The following is a 19430-nucleotide window of genomic DNA, read 5'->3' as shown; positions in this document are numbered from 1 at the left end:
GAATCTTAATTTTAACGGGACTATAAAGGCGACTATGAAAAGCCATAGTAATTCTACAACTATCCCACGTCCCGTTATGCTCTGTATTCTTGACGGCTGGGGCCATAGCGAAACGGACGTCGACAATGCGATTGCCGCAGGCAATACACCCAATTGGGACCGCATGGTAGCGACCCAGCCGCATAGCTTGCTGGGCACGTCTGGCGCCGATGTTGGTCTGCCGGATGGCCAAATGGGTAATTCCGAAGTCGGGCATATGACTATCGGGAGTGGTCGGATTATCCTTCAGGACCTGCCCCGCATCAATCACGAGATTGAAACCGGCGCTCTGTCACAAAACCCGGGACTTCTGGACGTTATTGCCAAACTGAAAATATCCGGCGGCCGCTGTCATATTGCGGGACTGCTGTCCCCGGGCGGCGTGCATTCACATCAGGATCATGTGGTGGCGCTTGCAAAGATCATGGATGACGCAGGCATTGGCGTTTACCTCCACGGCTTCATGGATGGCCGCGACACGCCGCCGACAAGCGGCGCTGACTACACAAGAGACATTGTGAAACAGTTTGGCGCTCTCAATCACGCTAGAATTGCCACTCTCGTCGGGCGTTATTTTTCCATGGACCGCGACACCAATTGGGATCGTGTTGAGAAGGCTTATAACGCTATTTTTTCCGCATCCGGCGAGAAGTTCACTGACCCTGTCGCTGCGCTTAAGCGCGCTTATGATGCTGGAGAAACAGATGAATTTTTCCAGCCGCACATTGCAGATGGATACGAAGGTCTGCAGGACGGAGATGCCTTCATCATGGCAAATTTCCGCGCCGATCGCGCACGCGAAATTCTGACTGCTATCACTGATGACGGTTTTAGCGGATTTAAACGGGAGAAGCGGCCGAGTTTAGCGGCTATCAAGGGAATGGTTGAGTATTCGGCGGAGCTTTCAAACTCTATCCCTGCTCTGTTCCCACCAGTCGAGGTCAAACATACGCTGGGTGAAGTGGTAGCAAATGCGGGTAAGACGCAGCTTCGAATTGCGGAAACCGAGAAATACGCCCATGTCACATTCTTCCTGAATGGAGGGGAGGAGAAGGTTTACGACGGTGAAGAACGCCTATTGGTACCGAGCCCGAAGGTTGCAACTTATGACTTAAAGCCGGAAATGTCGGCATTTGAAGTCCGTGACAATCTCATAGAAGCCATTCAATCTGAAAAATTTGACCTCATTGTCGTCAATTTCGCCAATCCCGATATGGTTGGCCATACAGGCGTGATGGAGGCTGCGATCAAGGCAGTGGAAGTGATCGACGATTGTATCGGCAAACTGGCCAAGACCATCGAAGACGTAGGCGGGGCGATGATGATTACCGCTGATCACGGTAATATAGAGGTTATGCGCGATCCAAAAACACAGGCGCCTTACACGTCGCATACGACAAACCTTGTACCTTTCGTGCTCGCCGTTGGGCCGCAGCGTGCATCCGTCAAAGATGGAACACTGGCGGATCTTGCGCCGACGGTTCTGAATCTTATGGGTTTGGATATCCCCTCGGAAATGACCGGTACAAATCTCATACATATGAGGGAGGAGCTGGAAAAAGACCGTGTTGCGTCCTGAGTTCAGTTCCTTTCGTTTGCGCCGGATTTTGTGGCGTATCACCTGTGGGTTTCTCGGGTTGTCATTCCTGCTGCCCGTTGCCTCTTGGGCGGCGTCTCAGGATAACGATCTCGAGAAATTGCGACAGGCACTGGTGGATGCGGAAGCCCGTCAGGAAAATTTCTCCGGCCAGCTCGATAATCTTGGCGGTGAAATCAAGGTTCTCAAGCAAAGGCTGGTTACGGCTGGCCGCAACCTTACGCAGCTTGATCAAGATCTCGTTGACGTGGAAGAACGGCTTGATCAAATCCGGCAGGTTGAGGATGAAACGCTCCAAAATCTTTCCAGAAGAAATAGCGACCTTGCCGTCATGCTTTCGGCCCTTGTTAATCTTAGCCGCCAGCCGGAAGGAACACTGATGGGGAATCCGAGCGGACTGGTAGATAGCTTGCGTGCATCGTCCCTGTTACAATCCATATTGCCAAAATTGAAAGGAGAAGCGGATCAACTCTCTGGTCAGCTTGACGCCCTAGCAAGCCTTCGCGCGCAATATGCTACCGAGAGAGAGGAATTTGTCACACTGCGCGAAAAGCGTATAGCCGAACAGGGGAAACTCGATCAACTGCTCGCCGAGAAACGTGCCGCACAGGAAAAAATCTCTGTCGCCAGCGTAACCGAACAGCAAAGGCTTCAAAAACTAACGTCTGACGTACGCGATACAGAAGCACTTATGCAGCGGCTGGAATATGACAAGGTAAGACAAAGAGCCGACGAGCAAGCCCGACTTCAGCGGGAAATTGCCGAGAAAGAAAAAGAGAAGAAAGCCATTGCTGCGAAAGCGATTGCAGAAGCGCAGAAATCCGAAGACAGTATAGTAATCACGCAACCGAAGATTTCTCCAAAATTGGCAAGCATCGGAACGGCACGCCATTTCACGGAGGCAAAGGGCCTCCTTCCTTTCCCGGTTGGCGGCCGGATCGTTACTAAATATGATGAAAGTGACCCGGCGGGTCACAAAAAGGGAATTGTTATCGAAACCCGGCCCGAGGCGGCTGTTATCTCTCCATTCGATGGTCAGATTGCCTTTGCCGGTCCTTTCCGGCACTATGGATTATTGCTGATCATTGACCATGGTGACGGATACCATACACTGCTGTCTGGCATGGGATCTATTGACGGAACAGTCGGACAATTATTGCTTGCCGGGGAACCGGTCGGGCAAATGAAAAAAAGTAGTAAAGAAAACCCAAAGCTCTATATGGAGCTTAGAAACAACGGTGCGCCCATTGACCCTGTCCCCTGGTTAATGGCGGAGAATAGAAAGGTTAGCGGATAATGAGACAGTTTGTAACAGGAGTATTGGCCGCGTCGGTACTCATATTGTCGGTCGCCATTATTGCGACGCCTGATGACCGCGTTGAGGCCAGTTCCGAAACTTACCGCCAACTGAATCTGTTTGGCGATGTATTTGCAAAAATCCGCGAAGACTATGTTGAAGAGGTCGATGACGAAAAGCTGATTGAGGCCGCAATTAATGGCATGCTCAGCTCTCTCGATCCGCATTCAAGCTATCTCAATCCTAAAAACTATGACGGCATGAAAGTACAAACCCGCGGTAAGTTCGGCGGACTTGGCATTGAAGTGACCATGGAAAACGGCTTGGTCAAGGTTGTTGCGCCAATCGACGATACACCCGCGGCCAAAGCAGGCGTTCTTGCAGGCGACTATATTACGCATCTTGATGATGAGGCAGTGCTCGGCCTCACACTTGCCGAAGCAGTTGAGAAAATGCGTGGGTTGGTCGACACAGATCTCAAACTCACCATCCGCCGCACCGGTGAGAAGGAACCGCTTGAGATTACCTTGACCCGTGCCATTATAACCGTGCAGTCCGTTCGTGGTCGGCTTGAGGACGACGACATCCTCTATGTTCGAATTTCCAGCTTCACCGAACAAACAGATGATGGCTTGCGTAAGACGATTAGCCGCCTGAAAGAAGAAGCGGACGGCGATTTCAAGGGCCTCATTCTTGATCTTCGGAACAATCCGGGTGGGCTGCTCGATCAGGCTATCTCAGTGTCGGATGACTTCCTTGAAAAAGGTGAGATTGTCTCGACCCGAGGCCGCGAGGCAGATGACGCGCAACGGTATAATGCGAAACCAGATGACATCGTCGACGGAAAACCGATTGTTGTCCTGATTAACGGCGGCTCCGCTAGTGCCTCTGAAATTGTGGCCGGCGCCCTTCAGGATCATGGTCGGGCGGTTATCCTTGGCACTAAAAGTTTCGGTAAAGGGTCTGTACAGACTATCGTTCCATTGCAAGGGAACGGGGCTATGCGGATGACAACGGCGCGCTATTACACGCCGTCTGGAAACTCCATCCAGGCCAAGGGTATTGTTCCGGACATCGAAGTGGCACAGGCGAAGCTCGAGGTTCTGGAAACTGCGAGCGGACGGTCAGAGGCTGATTTGCGAAATCATCTGGAAAATGGTGATGAAGCAGACTCCTCAGGAGATGGGACAGTGGAAGCCGTGGTAGAAGAGGAAATTCTCGACTATCAACTGCTTCGTGCGAAAGATCTGTTAAAAGGTGTCTGGCTTTTTGCCAAAAAGGATGCCAAATAAGCAGCTGTATATCTTAATCCTCCCGGCGAATTTAGATAAGGTCCGGCAACATTGCTTGCGCCGGCAGGATTGAAAACACCGGCGGATTACTGTGGTAAAGCTGAAATCAGACGATACTTCAAAACCGACACCGAAAAACAAGGTGTCGGTTTTATTTATACTTTCTCTGGCCGTTATTCTTGCTGTTATCGGCGTCAGTAGCTGGAGCTTTTTTGGCAAACATAACGACAAGCACATCGCCCCTGTTATAACAGCCAGCACAGCAATTGATGCACCGATTGAAGCTATGCCACAGCTGCCGTCAGAGGCGGAAAATGATGATACGGCACCCCTCCCGGATGGGCCTCCTAAACCAGAGATATCGTCGGCCCCTTCTAAAAACACCCTGACTCCAAAAGCGGACAAGTTGCCGGAGTTAGAGAATGAACCTAAGCCAGAGAACGAAAGTTCAGATAAGCCTGCAAATATTCCAACGGAAACCCGAGCAAGCATTGCCCCTGACCCTGTCGCGCCAGTATCCGCCTCCCCGCAAGTTACCGCACGCGCGGCAGATCCGGAAGAACTGGCCGAAGATTTATACACTCCTTCCGAGACAGACGCCCCCAGTACACGGCAAGAAGAAACTCCTTCAGGTACAGAGGAGGAAGCTGATGCGATTGTTGACACACCGGAGAGAGCGCCATCGCCAACAGGTATTTCTCCGCATCAGCCTGCTGCAGATGAAGAGGCCCCCGATGAAATAACAGTGGAAGCAACACCGGATTTACAGGAAAGGGCGGGCGAAGCCGCCTCAGAAGCACTCGTCGAGACTGAGGCCCTGAGTATCCTTCAGCCTGAACTTACTGCACCATCTGCCAAGCCTGAATTTGCGGAGCAAAGGCTAACGCCCGCAGATGTGCCGGTCAAAAATGAAACCGACGCATCGAAAGAAGCGCCGGAAAATTTCTCGCCCCCTACTTTTTCCGCATCTCAAGCCGAAGCAAGCGAGACAGAGCCAAAAGAAATCGCGGCTAAGGTGATAACCCCACTCTGGCAGGCAAATGCAGCCGCTTTTGATAATGCGGATAATCGCCCCCGTATCGCGATCGTGGTCAGCGAGGTCGGTGTAAATTCCTCCCGCACGAGAGAGGCGATTAAACAGCTACCTGCTGCTGTGACGCTGGGGTTCAATCCATATGGCCAGAACCTGCAAGAACTGGTCGATCAAGCACGCAAAGCAGGCCATGAAGTGCTCCTCCAACTGCCGATGGAGCCTGTGGGCTATCCGCGAATTGATCCGGGGCCGCAAGCTATGAGGACCGATTTGGATGAAAACGAAAACCTCACGCGCCTTGATTGGGCTCTCGACCGGTTTACGGGATATGCTGGTGTAACCAACCAAATGGGGTCAAAATTTACGGCGACTGCCGACAGCATTCGACCCGTTTTGGCAATTCTTAAGAATAAGGACGTTTTCTATCTGGATAGTCGGACGGCCAGCAATAGTGTAGCCGCAAAAATCGCCGATGGACTGGATATTCCTGTTGCCAGCAATGACCGTTTTCTGGATCATAAAGCCGATGGCGCTGTTATCGATGCGCGCCTTGCCGAGCTGGAAGCTATCGCCAAAAGAACGGGGTCAGCCATCGGAATTGCCTATCCTCACAGCGTAACATTTCGGCATTTGTCTGAGTGGGCCGATACGCTGGATCAAAAAGAGCTGGTTCTTGCGCCAGTGTCAGCCATCATAAAAGGTAAAGAATAGTCATGACTGAAACTGCATCACGAGAAAATCTACCCTACCGGCCTTGTGCAGGCATGATGGTATTAAACCCAAAGGGACAGGTGTTTGTTGGCCGGCGGATCGATATGGTCACAGAACACTGGCAAATGCCGCAAGGCGGGATCGATCCGGGAGAAGACCCTTTTCAGGCCGCCCTTCGTGAACTTGATGAAGAAATTGGCACGCGGAATGTCGAGCTTATCCATGGTCTGGATGAGTGGCTCACATATGACTTACCGAAGAACCTGATCGGTAAAGTCTGGAAGGGGAAATATCGCGGCCAGCAGCAAAAATGGTTCCTGTTCCGCTATCTAGGCGAGGATCATGACATCAATATTGAAACGCATCACCCTGAATTCGCCGAATGGAAATGGGCAGAATTTTCAGAACTCCCAAGCCTGATTGTGCCGTTCAAGCGTGATCTTTATGAGACAATTTTACATAAATTTTCTCCATACATCTGATTTTCGGCGTGAAATCGGCAACCATCAGCCACAAATTGTGGGCAATAAACTAAATATATGCCGATAATTCCCCAGATATAGTATTTATATTCTTAACTAAGAATTCGCGTGTTATCTGGTTGTCTTTCCATTTAAGATACGATTATAATATTAACCAATTGTTAACTGTATTTAATTTTTTATAGTTAACCATTATGGTTAATTTTTTGATCAGGTAGAAAACATACTGTTCGTTATTTACTTGTATCGTTAATTCAGAGTTTAACTGGTTGCAAAATACATATACTACCAGTAGCTTATTTAAAAAATGTCTAGTAATCGTTTAGTGAGCGTAATATGAAACATTATGAAGAGCTTACCGGGGGCGAAGGGAGACGCGTTTTTTATCGCGCCGAACGATTTAACGCGAAGACCCTGATGAGCAGCATTTCGCCTGTTGTTAAAGTCGACGATAAAGCTTTCGATCTTTTCGATATCAGCATGAGCGGAATAAGCTTTGTCAGTCCGCAGAATTTTTCTTGGCTTGAAGAGATGAACAAGGATGTTCCACTCAAGCTGAAGCTAGGATCAACAGAGATTTTTGTCGGAAACGGCAAAATCCGCCGCATCGAACCACACGAGAGCCAACATAAGGTAGCCATTGAGCTTACTAAGGGATTTCTCGACATACAGAAAATCCTGGATCAGCATGATGACCTTGCTCTCCAAGAGGCTGTTACCATCGGACTGGCCGATCAATCGCATCTAGTGCCGGCAAGTTACAAGGAAGCAATCGGCGACGCGGTCTATATGCTCCGCTCCATTCACAAGGTACTGGATAAAGTCGAGAAAGATCTCAACCCGGAAGATTCCCGGCGTGACGAACGGATAAAGGACATTATCCTTGCCTGCGAGACAAAGGCACTGTCCCGCTGGGAAGAAATTTCCAAAAGATGCCTGCAGATCACTAAAGATCTCGGCGATGATGAGGCGGTCATTGCAGCGACCAAAACATATACCGAATTGGTGTTAACGCCGGAATTATTACCTGGCGCGAGCTGGAACAGGGCTTACATGAAACCTCTCGGCTATCCGGGAGATTATCAAGTTATGAATTACGCTTATAATCTCTCCCTGGAAGGAGATACAGCCTACGCAAAATTTTGCCACAGGCTTGGCACTTCCACCGGTGAGTTTATCACGACGCGCATGACCATGACTAAGCAGGCCATCGCCAAATTGAGCAACGGCGCGGCGGCAAGAGGCCAGAAAACCTTCAGAGTGGCCAGTCTTGGGTGCGGACCGGCGCAGGAAGTCGCAAATTTCCTTAAATCAATGACTCCACCGTTGAACATGGAATTTACCCTGATCGATCAGGACCATGATGCCCTTTCATATGCCTATAACAGTACATACCCGCAAGTTGCCAGGCTGGAAGGAAAAGCTTCCGTCAAATGCTTGCACGCAACGTTCCTTGAGTTCCTCGCTACTGGCAAGCTGTTCAGAAAGCTGGAAAAGCAGGATATGATCTATGCGGTTGGTCTTGCCGATTACCTTGGCAAGAAAAGGGCGACAAGAATGGTCGACGACCTTTACGCTAATCTTGTCCCCGGCGGAACGCTGATGATTGGCTGCATGAGGACTTCAGACACAAGTCTGGAGTGGCAGGTCGAATATGCTGTTGACTGGACATTGGTGCATCGGACAGAAGACGAAATGCTAGACCTTGCACGTAATCTCGATGGTAATGCGACACGGGAAATTTCAGTTGATTCAACAGGTCACTGCCATTTATTGATCGTTACCAAACCGCTGTAAAACCTTTGCTGTTGAAAACAAAGGCTGCACTGTCGCCGGCCAATTATTAGACCTGCGCCATTAGCTTTTTGTTTTCACCACCCGAATGCTGATAGATCAATCTTTCTTTCGGGAATTCAACGATGGCGACGGTACCTTCTCCGAGTTCGCTATCCAGTGAGATGGTGCCGTTATGCAGTTCCATAATGTTCTTGGTTAGTGGTAATCCGAGGCCTGTTCCCTCATAATTCCGCGCCATTGAACTTTCAATCTGCACGAACGGTGCAAAGACTTTTTCAATATTCTCCGGATCAATACCAATACCGGTATCCTTTATCCGGATAGCAAGATTACCTGATGCCTTTTCCTCAAAGCTGATCGCCACGGAACCGCCTTTGTGAGTAAACTTCACAGCGTTGGAAAAGAGATTGAGAAACACCTGCGCCAGCAAGCGTGGATCACCAACCATCTGATAGCCATGCACCGGTACATCGAAAGCAAGACGCACGCCGCGTTCCGCCGCGTGATCGCGAATAATCCGAAGCGTAGAATTGACGACATCAACGATGGATACTTCTTCCTCTTGCAAGATCAGCTTGCCAGCTTCTGCTTTCGAAAGATCGAGAATATCGTTGATTATGCTTAAAAGATGCTGACCACTGACATTAATGTCCTTGGAGTATTCCTTATATTGATCCTTGCCAAGCGGACCAAACATCTCTTTTTCGAGAATTTCGGAAAAGCCGATAATTGCATTGAGCGGTGTCCGAAGTTCATGAGACATAATAGCCAGAAACTCAGATTTCGAATGATTGGCGGCCTGTGCTTTTTCCGCCAGAACATCACTCTTCACCCGCTCTTTATCGAGCATCTGCATATTGATGAAATCTTTTCGCCGTGCAAGCTCCTGAATGTAACTTGCGAAAACACTCATCGCGGCGGCACAAACAAGGAAAAAGCCATTTTCGAATAATTCCAGAAACGGCACAGGATTGATGAATAATGTCACTGTAAAATACAGAAACAACAAAATAATTATTACGGCCGTCGCATAAAGGAACCGAACAGGTGGCACGCAGCAGGTATATATGAAAACCGGTACTAGGCCCGCGAAATAGATGGAGCCGCCAATCGGATCTGCAATCGCGATCATAGCTATAACGCCTGACCCGCTTGCTAGAACACAGACAGCAGAGATTGGCTGGGCATAAGGTTTTGTTGGCGCCCAGAATGTTGCAACAGCGGCAAGAATGAATATCGGGCAGATGATCAAAAACCGAATTGCCCATGCCTCATAAAGCACCTCGGGAATTGCGTAAGCGTCCAGTAATGCAAAAGTTACATAGATAAGAACAGCGCCGGCTAAAGATAAACGCATCACAGGCAAAGCTTTTTCTAGCTCTAGCGCATTATGGAGCTTCTCCACTTCCTTTTCTTTAAAGTGAAGAGAAAATATATCAATTTTGAATTTGCCGTCGCCAAAATGCTTAGCAATTCGTCCGAAGGACATCATGTATATTTTCTAACCTGTTTTTATGGGTAATTTTTCTTTCACCCAATACTCTTTTCCACTTTAAAAACATAGAATATAAAGGTTAATGAGGCGTTAAACGGCCTACTTTTTGCTCATATTTTAGCAATTTAAAATATACAATATACCCCGGATTTCCTAGCGTTTGATGAATGCCCGATACAGTATGTTCGGCTTAGCCAACTTGATCGGCTTGTCAACAAAATGCATAACCTTGTAGAACTGATTTGCGACATCCGGGTCATTCGCAGACATAATTTTATCTTTAAACCAGCGGGTAATCGCAAAACTTCCCGGTCGTTTTCCCTTTGTGGCTGGGTACTTGAAATCCTCACCCACTGCCATACCCCAGGAAATGTCGAGTACCTTGGCTATCTCCTTAAAAAAGCCGCCCGCCAGGTTATCTATATACGGATCGCCTTTAGAGACCTTTTGTTCCAAAAGTTTCTGAAGAGCCTGCGCCTCCAGCGCCGCAACCGTAATTCCCTGACCAAAGAAAGGGTTGGCCCGGCATACTGCGTCCCCCATCACGAGCAGACCCTTTGGGAAATGTTTTAATTCTTCGAAGTGCCGGCGCACAGCTTTCTTGAACTTGAATGAATGCAGGTCACCAATAAGGCTCGCTTGGGATACGGCATTGAACACATCCGGTTCCGGTAATGATTTCAAGAATCCTAGGAAACCATCGATTTCCGTTGGCGGATAATCGCCGCAGTAACCCGCAGCCGTCACCATCCATTTGCCACCCTCAACGGGCACAAATGCCCCACCACGGGTTCCCTCCGGGGCTTTTGGGTATATGAGAATACTCTTCCATTTATCTTGCCAATTCTCGGGTATTTCAAAGAAACCGCTCGAATAGGCAAAATCAGGCTCGACGACACTCTCCCTCGGGATTGGAAAGTTAAAGGCAGAAAGTTGTTTCAACAAATCCGTTCCCGCGCCTGAGGCATCAAGTACTAGATCCGCTTTTTGCTCGCTCTCCTCGCCAGTTGCAATATCCTGAACTGTTACAGATTCAACTTTCTTTCCAGTTGGGTCGAGCCCGTAATGCAGACTGCGCCGTCCATACTGAATGTTGATGTTGTCAATACGTGAAACCTGGGAGCGCAATACATGCTCCAACATCGGTCGAGACTGAAAGAAAGTGGTCATTCCATTTTTAAAGGGGGGCAACCAATTACCTGCCAGATGCCAACGAACGTCCTTGCCAAGAACAGCATTCGTCGCCCCTTTTTGAAGCAGGTCATCCACTATTCCCGGAACCAGATCCGACAGCGCCTTCTCTCCGGCCTTCAGCAGGACGTGAATATGATGGCCTTGAGGAACCCCTTTGCGCGGACCCGGCTCTTTTGGCTCGGCGTCCCTTTCAATTATCGTGACTTCTGTAAAATAGTCCGCCAAAACGCGGCCAGACAACAATCCGGCAAAGCCGCTACCAATAACAATTGCCCTTTTCCCAAGTTCCCGATGCGGCATTAAACTACAAAACCTCCGTCATGATAGGCAGCTACTCTCAACTTTTTCTGGCGACTCTCCGCAACCGGCTCAGCGACTGCTAACTCTTGAAATGCCGCCCGAAAATAAAGTCAGGCAATAAAAAAAGAGGCCCGAATAGGCCCCTTTTATATTAACTATGACAATATTTGCTTAATTCATCGCATCCAGCAGTTGCTGCAAGTGGTCCCGGTTTTCCGCGGCGCGGCGACGAGTTTCATCATCCTTCGCATCTTCTTCATCCTCGCGAGCATTCTGGATGCGCTGTTCCAGATTAGCTTGGTCAAGATCGGCAACGTAAACGGCCTCTTCTGCGAGAACGGTCAATTTATCATTGGAAACTTCAGCAAATCCGCCATTAACGAAAATGCGCTCTTTTTCCTTATCGCCTTCATAGATGCTGATTACACCGGGCCGCAGCGATGACGTAATCGGTGAATGACCCGCCAAAACGCCGAAATCTCCTTCGGCGCCTGGCAGCACAACCATTTCAAACTCATCCGAAAGCAAAAGCTTTTCGGGAGACACCAAATCCATGGTGATCATGTCAGCCATCTCAATACTCCTTCAGGCGGCGATGATTAAGCAGCTTCCGCTGCCATTTTCTTCGCCTTCTCAAGCACTTCTTCGATACCACCGCACATGTAAAAGGCAGCCTCTGGAAGCTCGTCATACTCACCAGCAACGATTTTTTCGAATGCGTCGAGTGTTTCTTCAAGCTTCACGAATTTACCGGGTGAACCGGTAAACACTTCCGCCACATGGAAAGGCTGGCTGAGGAAACGCTGGATCTTACGGGCGCGGGCAACGATTAGCTTATCTTCTTCTGACAACTCATCCATGCCCAGAATTGCGATAATATCCTGCAGCGACTTATATGTTTGCAGTGTTTCCTGAACTTCACGCGCAATCGCATAATGCCGGTCACCAACAACAGCCGGATCAAGCATGCGGGAAGTTGAATCGAGCGGATCAACAGCCGGATAAATACCAAGTTCTGCAATCTGACGAGAAAGAACGGTTGTCGCGTCCAGATGGGCAAAAGAGGTAGCAGGCGCCGGGTCAGTCAAATCGTCGGCCGGAACATAAATGGCCTGCACCGACGTGATCGATCCTTTGTTTGTGGACGTAATCCGTTCCTGCAGTGCTCCCATGTCGGTTGCAAGCGTCGGCTGATAACCCACAGCTGACGGGATACGACCCAGCAGAGCTGACACTTCAGAACCTGCCTGCGTAAAGCGGAAAATGTTATCGATAAAGAACAAAACGTCTTGACCTTCAACATCACGAAAATATTCCGCTTGTGTCAGACCTGACAGAGCAACACGCATACGCGCTCCAGGAGGTTCGTTCATCTGACCATAAACAAGCGCCACTTTCGATTTGTCGCCTTCAAGGTCAATAATGCCGCCTTCAATCATTTCATAGTAGAGGTCATTACCTTCACGGGTACGCTCACCCACACCAGCAAACACCGAATATCCACCATGGCCCATGGCAACGTTGTTGATCAGTTCCATAATCAGAACCGTCTTACCAACACCCGCGCCACCGAAGAGGCCAATCTTACCGCCCTTTGCGTATGGTGCGAGAAGGTCAACGACTTTAATCCCGGTCACTAGGATTTCCGATTCCGTTGACTGATCAGCAAAGTCAGGAGCAGGTGCATGAATCGGCGCTGATTTATCGGTTTTAACCGGCCCGCGCTCATCCACAGCTTCACCCACAACATTCATGATGCGGCCCAGCGTTTCCGGCCCAACAGGCATGCGGATGGCATCACCCGTATCTGTCACTTCCTGACCACGAACCAAACCTTCGGTCGCGTCCATGGCGATCGTACGGACAGTATTTTCGCCAAGATGCTGCGCTACTTCCAGCACCAGCCGTTGGCCATTATTTTCACAATGCAGAGCGTTCAAGATATAGGGCAGTTCTCCCTCAAATTGTACGTCTACGACGGCGCCCAATACCTGGGTAATTTTGCCGACATTCTTTGCCATTTTCATGCTCCCTACAGGGTCACTTCAGTTCTTAACAATCGATTGAGAAGCTACAGAGCTTCCGCACCGGATATAATTTCAATTAGTTCGCTCGTGATCGCAGCCTGACGTTCACGGTTATATTGCAGGGTCAATTTATCGATCATTTCCCCGGCATTTCGTGTTGCATTTTCCATTGCCGACATACGCGCGCCTTGTTCAGAGGCGGAGTTTTCGAGAAGCGCCCGGAAAATCTGCACAGACAGATTCCGAGGCAGCAATTCTGCGAGAATTTCTTCCTCATCCGGCTCATATTCGTAAACAACATCACTTGTCTCTGTCGTAGCATTTTCAGTTACAGGTGCAGGAATGATCTGCTGCCCCTGAACTTCCTGTGTCATGACCGAAACAAACTTCGCATAAAAAATCGTGCAGACGTCAAATTCACCAGCATCGAACATTCCCAGCACACGATGAGCAATCGGCAAAGCGTCGCTGAACCCGATCCGCTTGGAACCGGAAAGATCGACCAGATCAATGATCAGATGACCATACTTCCGCTTGAGGGCATCACGCCCCTTCTTACCGACACAGAGGATTTTGACTTCCTTGCTCGACGCGATAAGCTTGTCGACCCGCTGCGACACTGCTTTGGCGATCGAGTTATTGAAACCACCGCAAAGGCCACGTTCACCGGTTGCCGCAATGATCAAGTGCCGCTGATCACTACCCGTTCCAGACAAAAGCTTCGGCGCATCATCACGACCAGCCATTCCACTCGCGAGTGACGCCATCATGCTGTCCATACGCTCAGCATAGGGACGTGCAGCATTCGCGGCTTCTTCCGCATGACGGAGTTTCGCCGCCGCCACCATTTTCATGGCTTTAGTGATCTTTTGCGTCGATTTAACGCTACCGATCCGATTTTTGAGTTCCTTAAGGTTCGCCATGTTACGGCTATCCCTTTCCTAAGCTCAACTTTTACGCAAACGTCTTCGAGAAGCCGTCAAGAATGTCATTCAACTTCGCTTCGCTTTCACTGGACAGCGCGCTTTCCTTCAGGATGGTATCCAGAAGATCCTGATGTTTGGCGTGCATTTCAGAGAGAAGCTGCTTTTCGAAGTCTCCAATCTGACCAACTGCGATACCGTCAAGATAACCTCGCACACCAGCGAAGATCACGACGACCTGCTCTTCCATAGTCAGCGGGCTGTACTGCGGCTGCTTCAACAACTCAGTCAGGCGTGCACCGCGCGCCAACAAGCGCTGTGTCGCGGCGTCAAGATCAGAACCGAACTGCGCGAAAGCCGCCATTTCACGATACTGCGCGAGTTCCAACTTGATAGACCCGGAGACCTGCTTCATGGCTTTCGTCTGTGCAGATGAACCCACACGAGAGACCGACAGACCAACGTTAATGGCCGGGCGAATACCTTGATAGAACAGCTCCGTTTCCAGGAAGATCTGACCGTCGGTAATGGAGATCACGTTAGTCGGGATATAGGCTGACACGTCACCTGCCTGAGTTTCAATAACAGGCAAAGCTGTCATGGAACCGGAGCCATTGTCTTCGTTCAGCTTCGCCGAGCGTTCCAGCAGGCGAGAATGAAGATAGAAAACATCCCCCGGATAAGCTTCACGTCCTGGCGGACGGCGAAGCAACAAGGACATTTGACGATACGCAACAGCCTGCTTCGACAAATCATCATAGATGATCAGTGAGTGCATACCGTTATCGCGGAAATATTCAGCCATCGCGCAGCCTGTGAAAGGCGCGAGATACTGCAACGGCGCCGGATCGGAAGCCGTAGCCGCAACAACGATGGAATATTCAAGCGCCCCGTTTTCTTCAAGTGTTTTCACAACTTGCGCAACAGTAGAGCGCTTCTGCCCAATCACGACATAAACGCAATAGAGCTTCTTGCCTTCATCGTCTCCGGCATTTACCGATTTCTGATTGAGGATGGCGTCAACGGCAACAGCCGTCTTACCCGTCTGGCGGTCACCAATGATCAGCTCACGCTGCCCACGTCCAACCGGCACGAGACTGTCAATAGCCTTAAGGCCTGTCATCATCGGCTCATGCACAGATTTACGTGGCATGATGCCCGGTGCCTTAACGTCAACCCGGCGGGTTTCAGTGGCGTCGATCGGACCCTTGCCATCGATGGGGTTACCAAGACCATCAACAACCCGACCCAGCAACCCTTTGCCAACGCCGGTTTCAACAATCGCGCCCGTCCGCTTCACCGTGTCGCCTTCGCGGATGTCCCGGTCAGAACCGAAAATCACGACACCGACGTTATCGGTTTCAAGGTTCAGGGCCAGCCCCTTAATACCACCTGGAAATTCGACCATTTCACCGGCCTGAATATTGTCCAGACCATATACGCGTGCCACACCGTCACCGACGGAAAGCACCTGGCCAACTTCTGAGACTTCAGCTTGCGTGTCAAAACCCGCAATCTGTTGTTTAAGAATTTCGGAAATTTCTGCGGCGCGGATGTCCATCACCCAACCCCTTTCATCGCAAACTTAAGATTCTGAAGTTTAGTCCGGATCGAGTTATCGACCATTCGTGAACCAACCTTTATTACCAGGCCCCCAATCAGGCTCTCATCGACATCCGATTCGAGACTAACATCACTGCCGATGGCAGATTTAAGGGCCGATGACACAGCGTTTAGCTGACTTTCACTGAGTTTCTTGGCAGAACTGACACGGGCAACAACCTCACCACGCTCAGCTGCAAGCAATTGATTATAAGCCCCGATCATGCCAGGTAGCGCAAAAAGCCGACGGTTCTGCGCAACGGTTCCGATGAACCGGCGGACCAGATCGCCAACATTCAGCTTTTCAAGGACGGCGCCCATCGCACGGGCCTGATCAGCGCGGCTGATAATCGGGCTTTTAACAAGACGGGCGAGATCTTTATTCTCATCCATCATTGAATTAAGTGTCGCCAGATCACCGGCGACGGCATCAAGTTCTTTGGCCGAAACAGCCAAATCAAACAGAGCCGTTGCATAACGACCCGCGATACCGGAAACTGTTATGTTCTCAGCTGACAAGAAACGATCCCCAGGACTGAAAAAAGACGTGAATTACGTCCGACAAAATTGAAATCCCCCTCCCGAATAGACACCCTTTCAGGTCCCCAACGTCAAGGCACGGGGTTATTAGCACAGGGAATTCCGGGTGGCAATATGCTGCACACCAGTTTATTCACCAAATTTTCTATTTTGCGACCCGACTACCCGATAAATCCCATTTTTACATGAAATTATACGGGTCTATATCAATCTGCAGCCGGATATTATTCGGAACTTTGCGCCCTTGCAGCCATTTTCCAAGGACAGACTGAATTTGAATATCTTTTGTGCATTTCACCAAAAATCGGTAGCGATGTCGCCCCCGGATCATGGACAGAGGCGCGGGCGCAGGCCCCAGCACCCTAATTTTCTCACCCATAGGAGCCTGTCTTGCAAGATCGGACGCAAAATTAGCGACTGATTCGGCATTAGGACCAGACAAAATCAGTGCCGCCAAGCGACCATACGGTGGCATCCCGGCACTTTCCCGTCCTTCAGCCTCAAGCTTGAAAAATGCCTCGCCTTCCTGTTTGGCGATCGCCTCGATAACCGGATGCTCCGGTAGATAGGACTGTAAATACACTTTACCGGTGATGGATTCGCGCCCAGCGCGCCCGGTAACCTGAGACAACAGCTGATAAGTTCGCTCCGCTGCGCGGAGGTCGCCACCCGCAAGCCCCAAATCCGCATCGACAATTCCGACCAATGTCAGGTTTGGGAAATGATACCCCTTCGCAACGATTTGAGTCCCGATCAGGATTTCAATCTCCCCGCGATCCATCGCCGCGACAAATTCCGCCGCCGCACGCGGGCTTGAAATTGTATCACTCGCCATCATAGCGATCCGCCGATCCGGAAACAGGGCCTCCGCCTCTTCAACCAGCCGCTCAATACCATGACCGCAGGCCTTGAAACTTTCCTCAGCGCCACATTCACTACAGTTTTTCGGAAGCGCGGTTGTAAAGCCACAGTGATGGCATTGCAAACGCTTCATCAGGCGATGCTCTACCAGCCACGCGCTGCAATGCGGACATTGGAGCCGATGACCACATGTATCGCAAAGGGTAAGGGGCGCATAGCCGCGCCGGTTCAGGAACAACATCACCTGTTGCCCCTTAGTAAGTGTTTCTTCCATCGCCACGCGGAGCGGATCTGATATCCAGCGCTGTGATCCCAACTTATGCTGCTTGAGATCTACTATATTTACGTCCGGAAGCGTCGCTCCGCCGTAACGGGAGGGCAGCAGGAGATGCTCATATTTTCCGGAACGAGCATTTATCAGACTTTCTAGCGACGGCGTCGCCGACGCCAAGACAACAGGGCAGCTTCCTATTTTGCCACGCACCACCGCCATATCCCGTGCATTATAAGGAACGCCTTCATCCTGCTTGAAGGAGGATTCATGCTCCTCATCCACTATGATGAGACCAAGCTTTGCAAAAGGCAGAAATAGCGCCGATCTCGCGCCAACGACAATATCAGCTCGCCCATCGATTACCGCGCGCCAGTTGCGCCGTCGCATCGACTGGCTCAGATCTGAATGCCACTCCACTGGTTTGGATCCAAAGCGATCTTCGAATCGGGAAAGCCATTGTGCCGTCAGCGCAATCTCCGGAAGCAGGACCAACGCCTGTCGGCCTTCCTTCAGACAGGTGGCAATGGCCTCAAAATAGACCTCTGTCTTGCCAGATCCAGTCACACCTTCCAGAAGGGCAACATGAAAGTTGTCATCCGAAACATTTGCAGTAAGTGCTTTCGCTGCTGTCAATTGATCCGGAGACAGATCGAAGGCGGCATGTTGCCAGTTTGCTGACTGAAGCGGGCTCTCCGCCGGTAGATCAACAGTTTCCAAAGTCCCCTTGTCGGCAAGTCCTTTGATAACAGATGTGCTCACCCCAGCGATTGCCGCCAAATCTGTCGCCGTTTGCGCTCCGCCCTCAGATACCACATCAAGAACCCGCTGTCGCGCGGCCGTAAGTTTTTCTGGCATCTCGCCAGTAAACCGATACCCGATGCGCGGTGCTTTCGGATAAAGGGCATCGGGCACACTCATCGCCATACGGAGCACTTTACCGCGCCGCTGCATGGTATATTGCGCAACCCAGTCAATAAACTTCAGGCTTTCCGGTGGAAGCTTTTCACAAGGCAGAACGCCTATTATATCCTTCATCCGGTCCTCGGCGAGATCAGAATTGGCCGCCTCTTCCCAAACCACGCCTGTTACTTCTCTCCTGCCTAGAGGAACAGTCACAAAATGCCCGATTTCAACGTCAAGAGAGGTGGGCGCGCGGTAGTCGTAGACATCTCCAATCGAGAGAGGCAGAAGAACACGAACGCGACGATGTTTAATTGTGCTGCTCATATCTATGCGATAGACTATTCTGGCATTTCGAACCAGTGATTAGCATCAGGATTTAAAAATTACCCATGAAATTTTTTGTTGATACAGCGGATACGGAAGAAATCCGCGAGCTTGCCGATACCGGCCTTCTGGATGGTGTAACAACCAACCCATCACTTGTTGCAAAAACCGGCCGTGATTTCTTCGAAGTCATACAGGAAATTTGCGGCCTGATCGATGGACCGGTAAGCGCCGAAGTCGCCGCGACCGAATTTCCGGCGATGCTGGAAGAAGGCAAAAAACTTGCCGGGCTGGCGGAAAATATCGCCGTTAAAGTGCCACTAACCATGAATGGCCTTAAAACCTGCGCCGAGCTCAGCCGCGCAGGCACCCAAGTGAATGTTACTCTCTGCTTTTCCTCTGCTCAGGCCATTCTCGCCGCGAAGGCCGGCGCCGCCTTCGTCTCACCTTTTGTTGGACGTTTGGATGATATCGGACAGACTGGTATGGATCTCATTGCGGATATCGTCCAGATTTACGACAACTACGCCGACCTGAAAACAGAAGTTCTGGTCGCCTCTATCCGCAATCCGACGCATATCGTAGATGCAGCCCTGATGGGGGCAGATGTTTGCACCATACCGCCCGCCGTTCTGAAACAGCTTGTCTCGCACCCTTTAACGGACAAAGGGCTCGCCGCTTTCCTTGCGGATTGGGAGAAAACGGGCCAGACTATCCTTGGGTAACAGGTAAAAGGTGA

At 50.3% G+C, this 19430-nt stretch carries 15 protein-coding genes; 7 read left to right on the top strand and 8 right to left on the bottom strand.

Translation table 11 applies throughout. The features are described 5' to 3' along the window. Positions 1 to 34 precede the first annotated feature (34 nt). The 6 genes from gpmI to AC0L73_RS11595 all read left to right on the top strand — a co-directional run bounded on the left by gpmI (position 35) and on the right by AC0L73_RS11595 (position 8248). Positions 35 to 1618 (top strand): 2,3-bisphosphoglycerate-independent phosphoglycerate mutase, encoded by a 1584-nt coding sequence (gpmI, locus tag AC0L73_RS11620; RefSeq protein ID WP_227948054.1) that lies wholly within the window; start codon positions 35 to 37, stop codon positions 1616 to 1618. Then, the gene (locus AC0L73_RS11615; RefSeq protein WP_473653812.1) at positions 1605 to 2933 is read left to right on the top strand and encodes a murein hydrolase activator EnvC family protein; all 1329 of its coding nucleotides are present in this window, start codon (positions 1605 to 1607) and stop codon (positions 2931 to 2933) included. The genes gpmI and AC0L73_RS11615 overlap by 14 nt, the downstream gene beginning before the upstream one ends. Then, positions 2933 to 4225, top strand: coding sequence for a S41 family peptidase (locus tag AC0L73_RS11610; protein WP_227948056.1), 1293 nt, complete (start codon positions 2933 to 2935; stop codon positions 4223 to 4225). Before AC0L73_RS11615 ends, AC0L73_RS11610 begins: the two co-directional genes overlap by 1 nt. A 91-nt stretch (positions 4226 to 4316) precedes the next feature. After that, positions 4317 to 5969 carry a divergent polysaccharide deacetylase family protein gene (locus AC0L73_RS11605; protein ID WP_473653811.1) on the top strand — a complete coding sequence of 551 codons (1653 nt, stop codon included), beginning with the start codon at positions 4317 to 4319 and terminating at the stop codon, positions 5967 to 5969. Positions 5970 to 5971: 2 nt separating this feature from the next. After that, positions 5972 to 6451: an RNA pyrophosphohydrolase gene (locus tag AC0L73_RS11600; protein ID WP_227948058.1), complete on the top strand. Its 480-nt coding sequence runs from the start codon at positions 5972 to 5974 to the stop codon at positions 6449 to 6451. 336 nt (positions 6452 to 6787) lie between these two features. Further along, positions 6788 to 8248 (top strand): PilZ domain-containing protein, encoded by a 1461-nt coding sequence (locus AC0L73_RS11595; protein WP_473653810.1) that lies wholly within the window; start codon positions 6788 to 6790, stop codon positions 8246 to 8248. 46 nt (positions 8249 to 8294) lie between these two features. On the opposite strand, the gene AC0L73_RS11590 is transcribed toward AC0L73_RS11595, so the two are convergent. The 8 genes from AC0L73_RS11590 to AC0L73_RS11555 all read right to left on the bottom strand — a co-directional run bounded on the left by AC0L73_RS11590 (position 8295) and on the right by AC0L73_RS11555 (position 18691). Further along, a complete protein-coding gene (locus AC0L73_RS11590; RefSeq protein ID WP_473653809.1) occupies positions 8295 to 9605 on the bottom strand; it encodes a sensor histidine kinase in 1311 nt (436 codons plus the stop codon). A 291-nt stretch (positions 9606 to 9896) separates the two neighbouring features. Continuing rightward, positions 9897 to 11237, bottom strand: a complete 1341-nt coding sequence (locus AC0L73_RS11585) for an FAD-dependent oxidoreductase (RefSeq protein WP_227948061.1) — start codon at positions 11235 to 11237, stop codon at positions 9897 to 9899. 171 nt (positions 11238 to 11408) lie between these two features. Next, complete coding sequence (locus AC0L73_RS11580) at positions 11409 to 11810, bottom strand: F0F1 ATP synthase subunit epsilon (protein ID WP_227948062.1); 402 nt, start codon at positions 11808 to 11810, stop codon at positions 11409 to 11411. A gap of 26 nt (positions 11811 to 11836) precedes the next feature. Further along, positions 11837 to 13258 carry a F0F1 ATP synthase subunit beta gene (gene atpD / locus AC0L73_RS11575; protein WP_227948063.1) on the bottom strand — a complete coding sequence of 474 codons (1422 nt, stop codon included), beginning with the start codon at positions 13256 to 13258 and terminating at the stop codon, positions 11837 to 11839. 50 nt (positions 13259 to 13308) lie between these two features. Then, positions 13309 to 14187 (bottom strand): F0F1 ATP synthase subunit gamma, encoded by an 879-nt coding sequence (locus tag AC0L73_RS11570; RefSeq protein WP_473653808.1) that lies wholly within the window; start codon positions 14185 to 14187, stop codon positions 13309 to 13311. 31 nt (positions 14188 to 14218) lie between these two features. Beyond that, positions 14219 to 15748 carry a F0F1 ATP synthase subunit alpha gene (atpA, locus tag AC0L73_RS11565; RefSeq protein WP_227948065.1) on the bottom strand — a complete coding sequence of 510 codons (1530 nt, stop codon included), beginning with the start codon at positions 15746 to 15748 and terminating at the stop codon, positions 14219 to 14221. After that, on the bottom strand, positions 15748 to 16308 hold the full coding sequence (locus tag AC0L73_RS11560; protein ID WP_473653807.1) for a F0F1 ATP synthase subunit delta: 561 nt from the start codon (positions 16306 to 16308) through the stop codon (positions 15748 to 15750). Before AC0L73_RS11560 ends, atpA begins: the two co-directional genes overlap by 1 nt. Positions 16309 to 16510: 202 nt before the next feature. Then, entirely contained in the window at positions 16511 to 18691 is a 2181-nt protein-coding gene (locus tag AC0L73_RS11555; RefSeq protein WP_473653806.1) for a primosomal protein N', read from the bottom strand. Positions 18692 to 18756: 65 nt separating this feature from the next. Here AC0L73_RS11555 and fsa point away from each other — a divergent pair, with 65 nt between their 5' ends. After that, positions 18757 to 19416, top strand: coding sequence for a fructose-6-phosphate aldolase (fsa, locus tag AC0L73_RS11550; RefSeq protein ID WP_473653805.1), 660 nt, complete (start codon positions 18757 to 18759; stop codon positions 19414 to 19416). The last annotated feature ends 14 nt before the right edge of the window (positions 19417 to 19430 follow it).

The organism is Sneathiella sp. D3-11 (genome assembly GCF_055809395.1).
The sequence above is the reverse complement of the archived record's forward strand: the minus strand, read 5'-3'. Positions and strand labels throughout refer to the sequence as shown.

Excerpts from the sequence above, each read along its gene's own strand:
- gpmI (WP_227948054.1), top strand. The coding sequence starts at position 35 with ATGAAAAGCCATAGTAATTCTACAACTATCCCACGTCCCGTTATGCTC.
- AC0L73_RS11610 (WP_227948056.1), top strand. The coding sequence starts at position 2,933 with ATGAGACAGTTTGTAACAGGAGTATTGGCCGCGTCGGTACTCATATTG.
- AC0L73_RS11600 (WP_227948058.1), top strand. The coding sequence starts at position 5,972 with ATGACTGAAACTGCATCACGAGAAAATCTACCCTACCGGCCTTGTGCA.
- AC0L73_RS11595 (WP_473653810.1), top strand. The coding sequence starts at position 6,788 with ATGAAACATTATGAAGAGCTTACCGGGGGCGAAGGGAGACGCGTTTTT.
- AC0L73_RS11590 (WP_473653809.1), bottom strand. The coding sequence starts at position 9,605 with ATGCGTTTATCTTTAGCCGGCGCTGTTCTTATCTATGTAACTTTTGCA.
- AC0L73_RS11585 (WP_227948061.1), bottom strand. The coding sequence starts at position 11,237 with ATGCCGCATCGGGAACTTGGGAAAAGGGCAATTGTTATTGGTAGCGGC.
- AC0L73_RS11580 (WP_227948062.1), bottom strand. The coding sequence starts at position 11,810 with ATGGCTGACATGATCACCATGGATTTGGTGTCTCCCGAAAAGCTTTTG.
- atpD (WP_227948063.1), bottom strand. The coding sequence starts at position 13,258 with ATGGCAAAGAATGTCGGCAAAATTACCCAGGTATTGGGCGCCGTCGTA.
- AC0L73_RS11570 (WP_473653808.1), bottom strand. The coding sequence starts at position 14,187 with ATGGCGAACCTTAAGGAACTCAAAAATCGGATCGGTAGCGTTAAATCG.
- atpA (WP_227948065.1), bottom strand. The coding sequence starts at position 15,748 with ATGGACATCCGCGCCGCAGAAATTTCCGAAATTCTTAAACAACAGATT.
- AC0L73_RS11555 (WP_473653806.1), bottom strand. The coding sequence starts at position 18,691 with ATGAGCAGCACAATTAAACATCGTCGCGTTCGTGTTCTTCTGCCTCTC.
- fsa (WP_473653805.1), top strand. The coding sequence starts at position 18,757 with ATGAAATTTTTTGTTGATACAGCGGATACGGAAGAAATCCGCGAGCTT.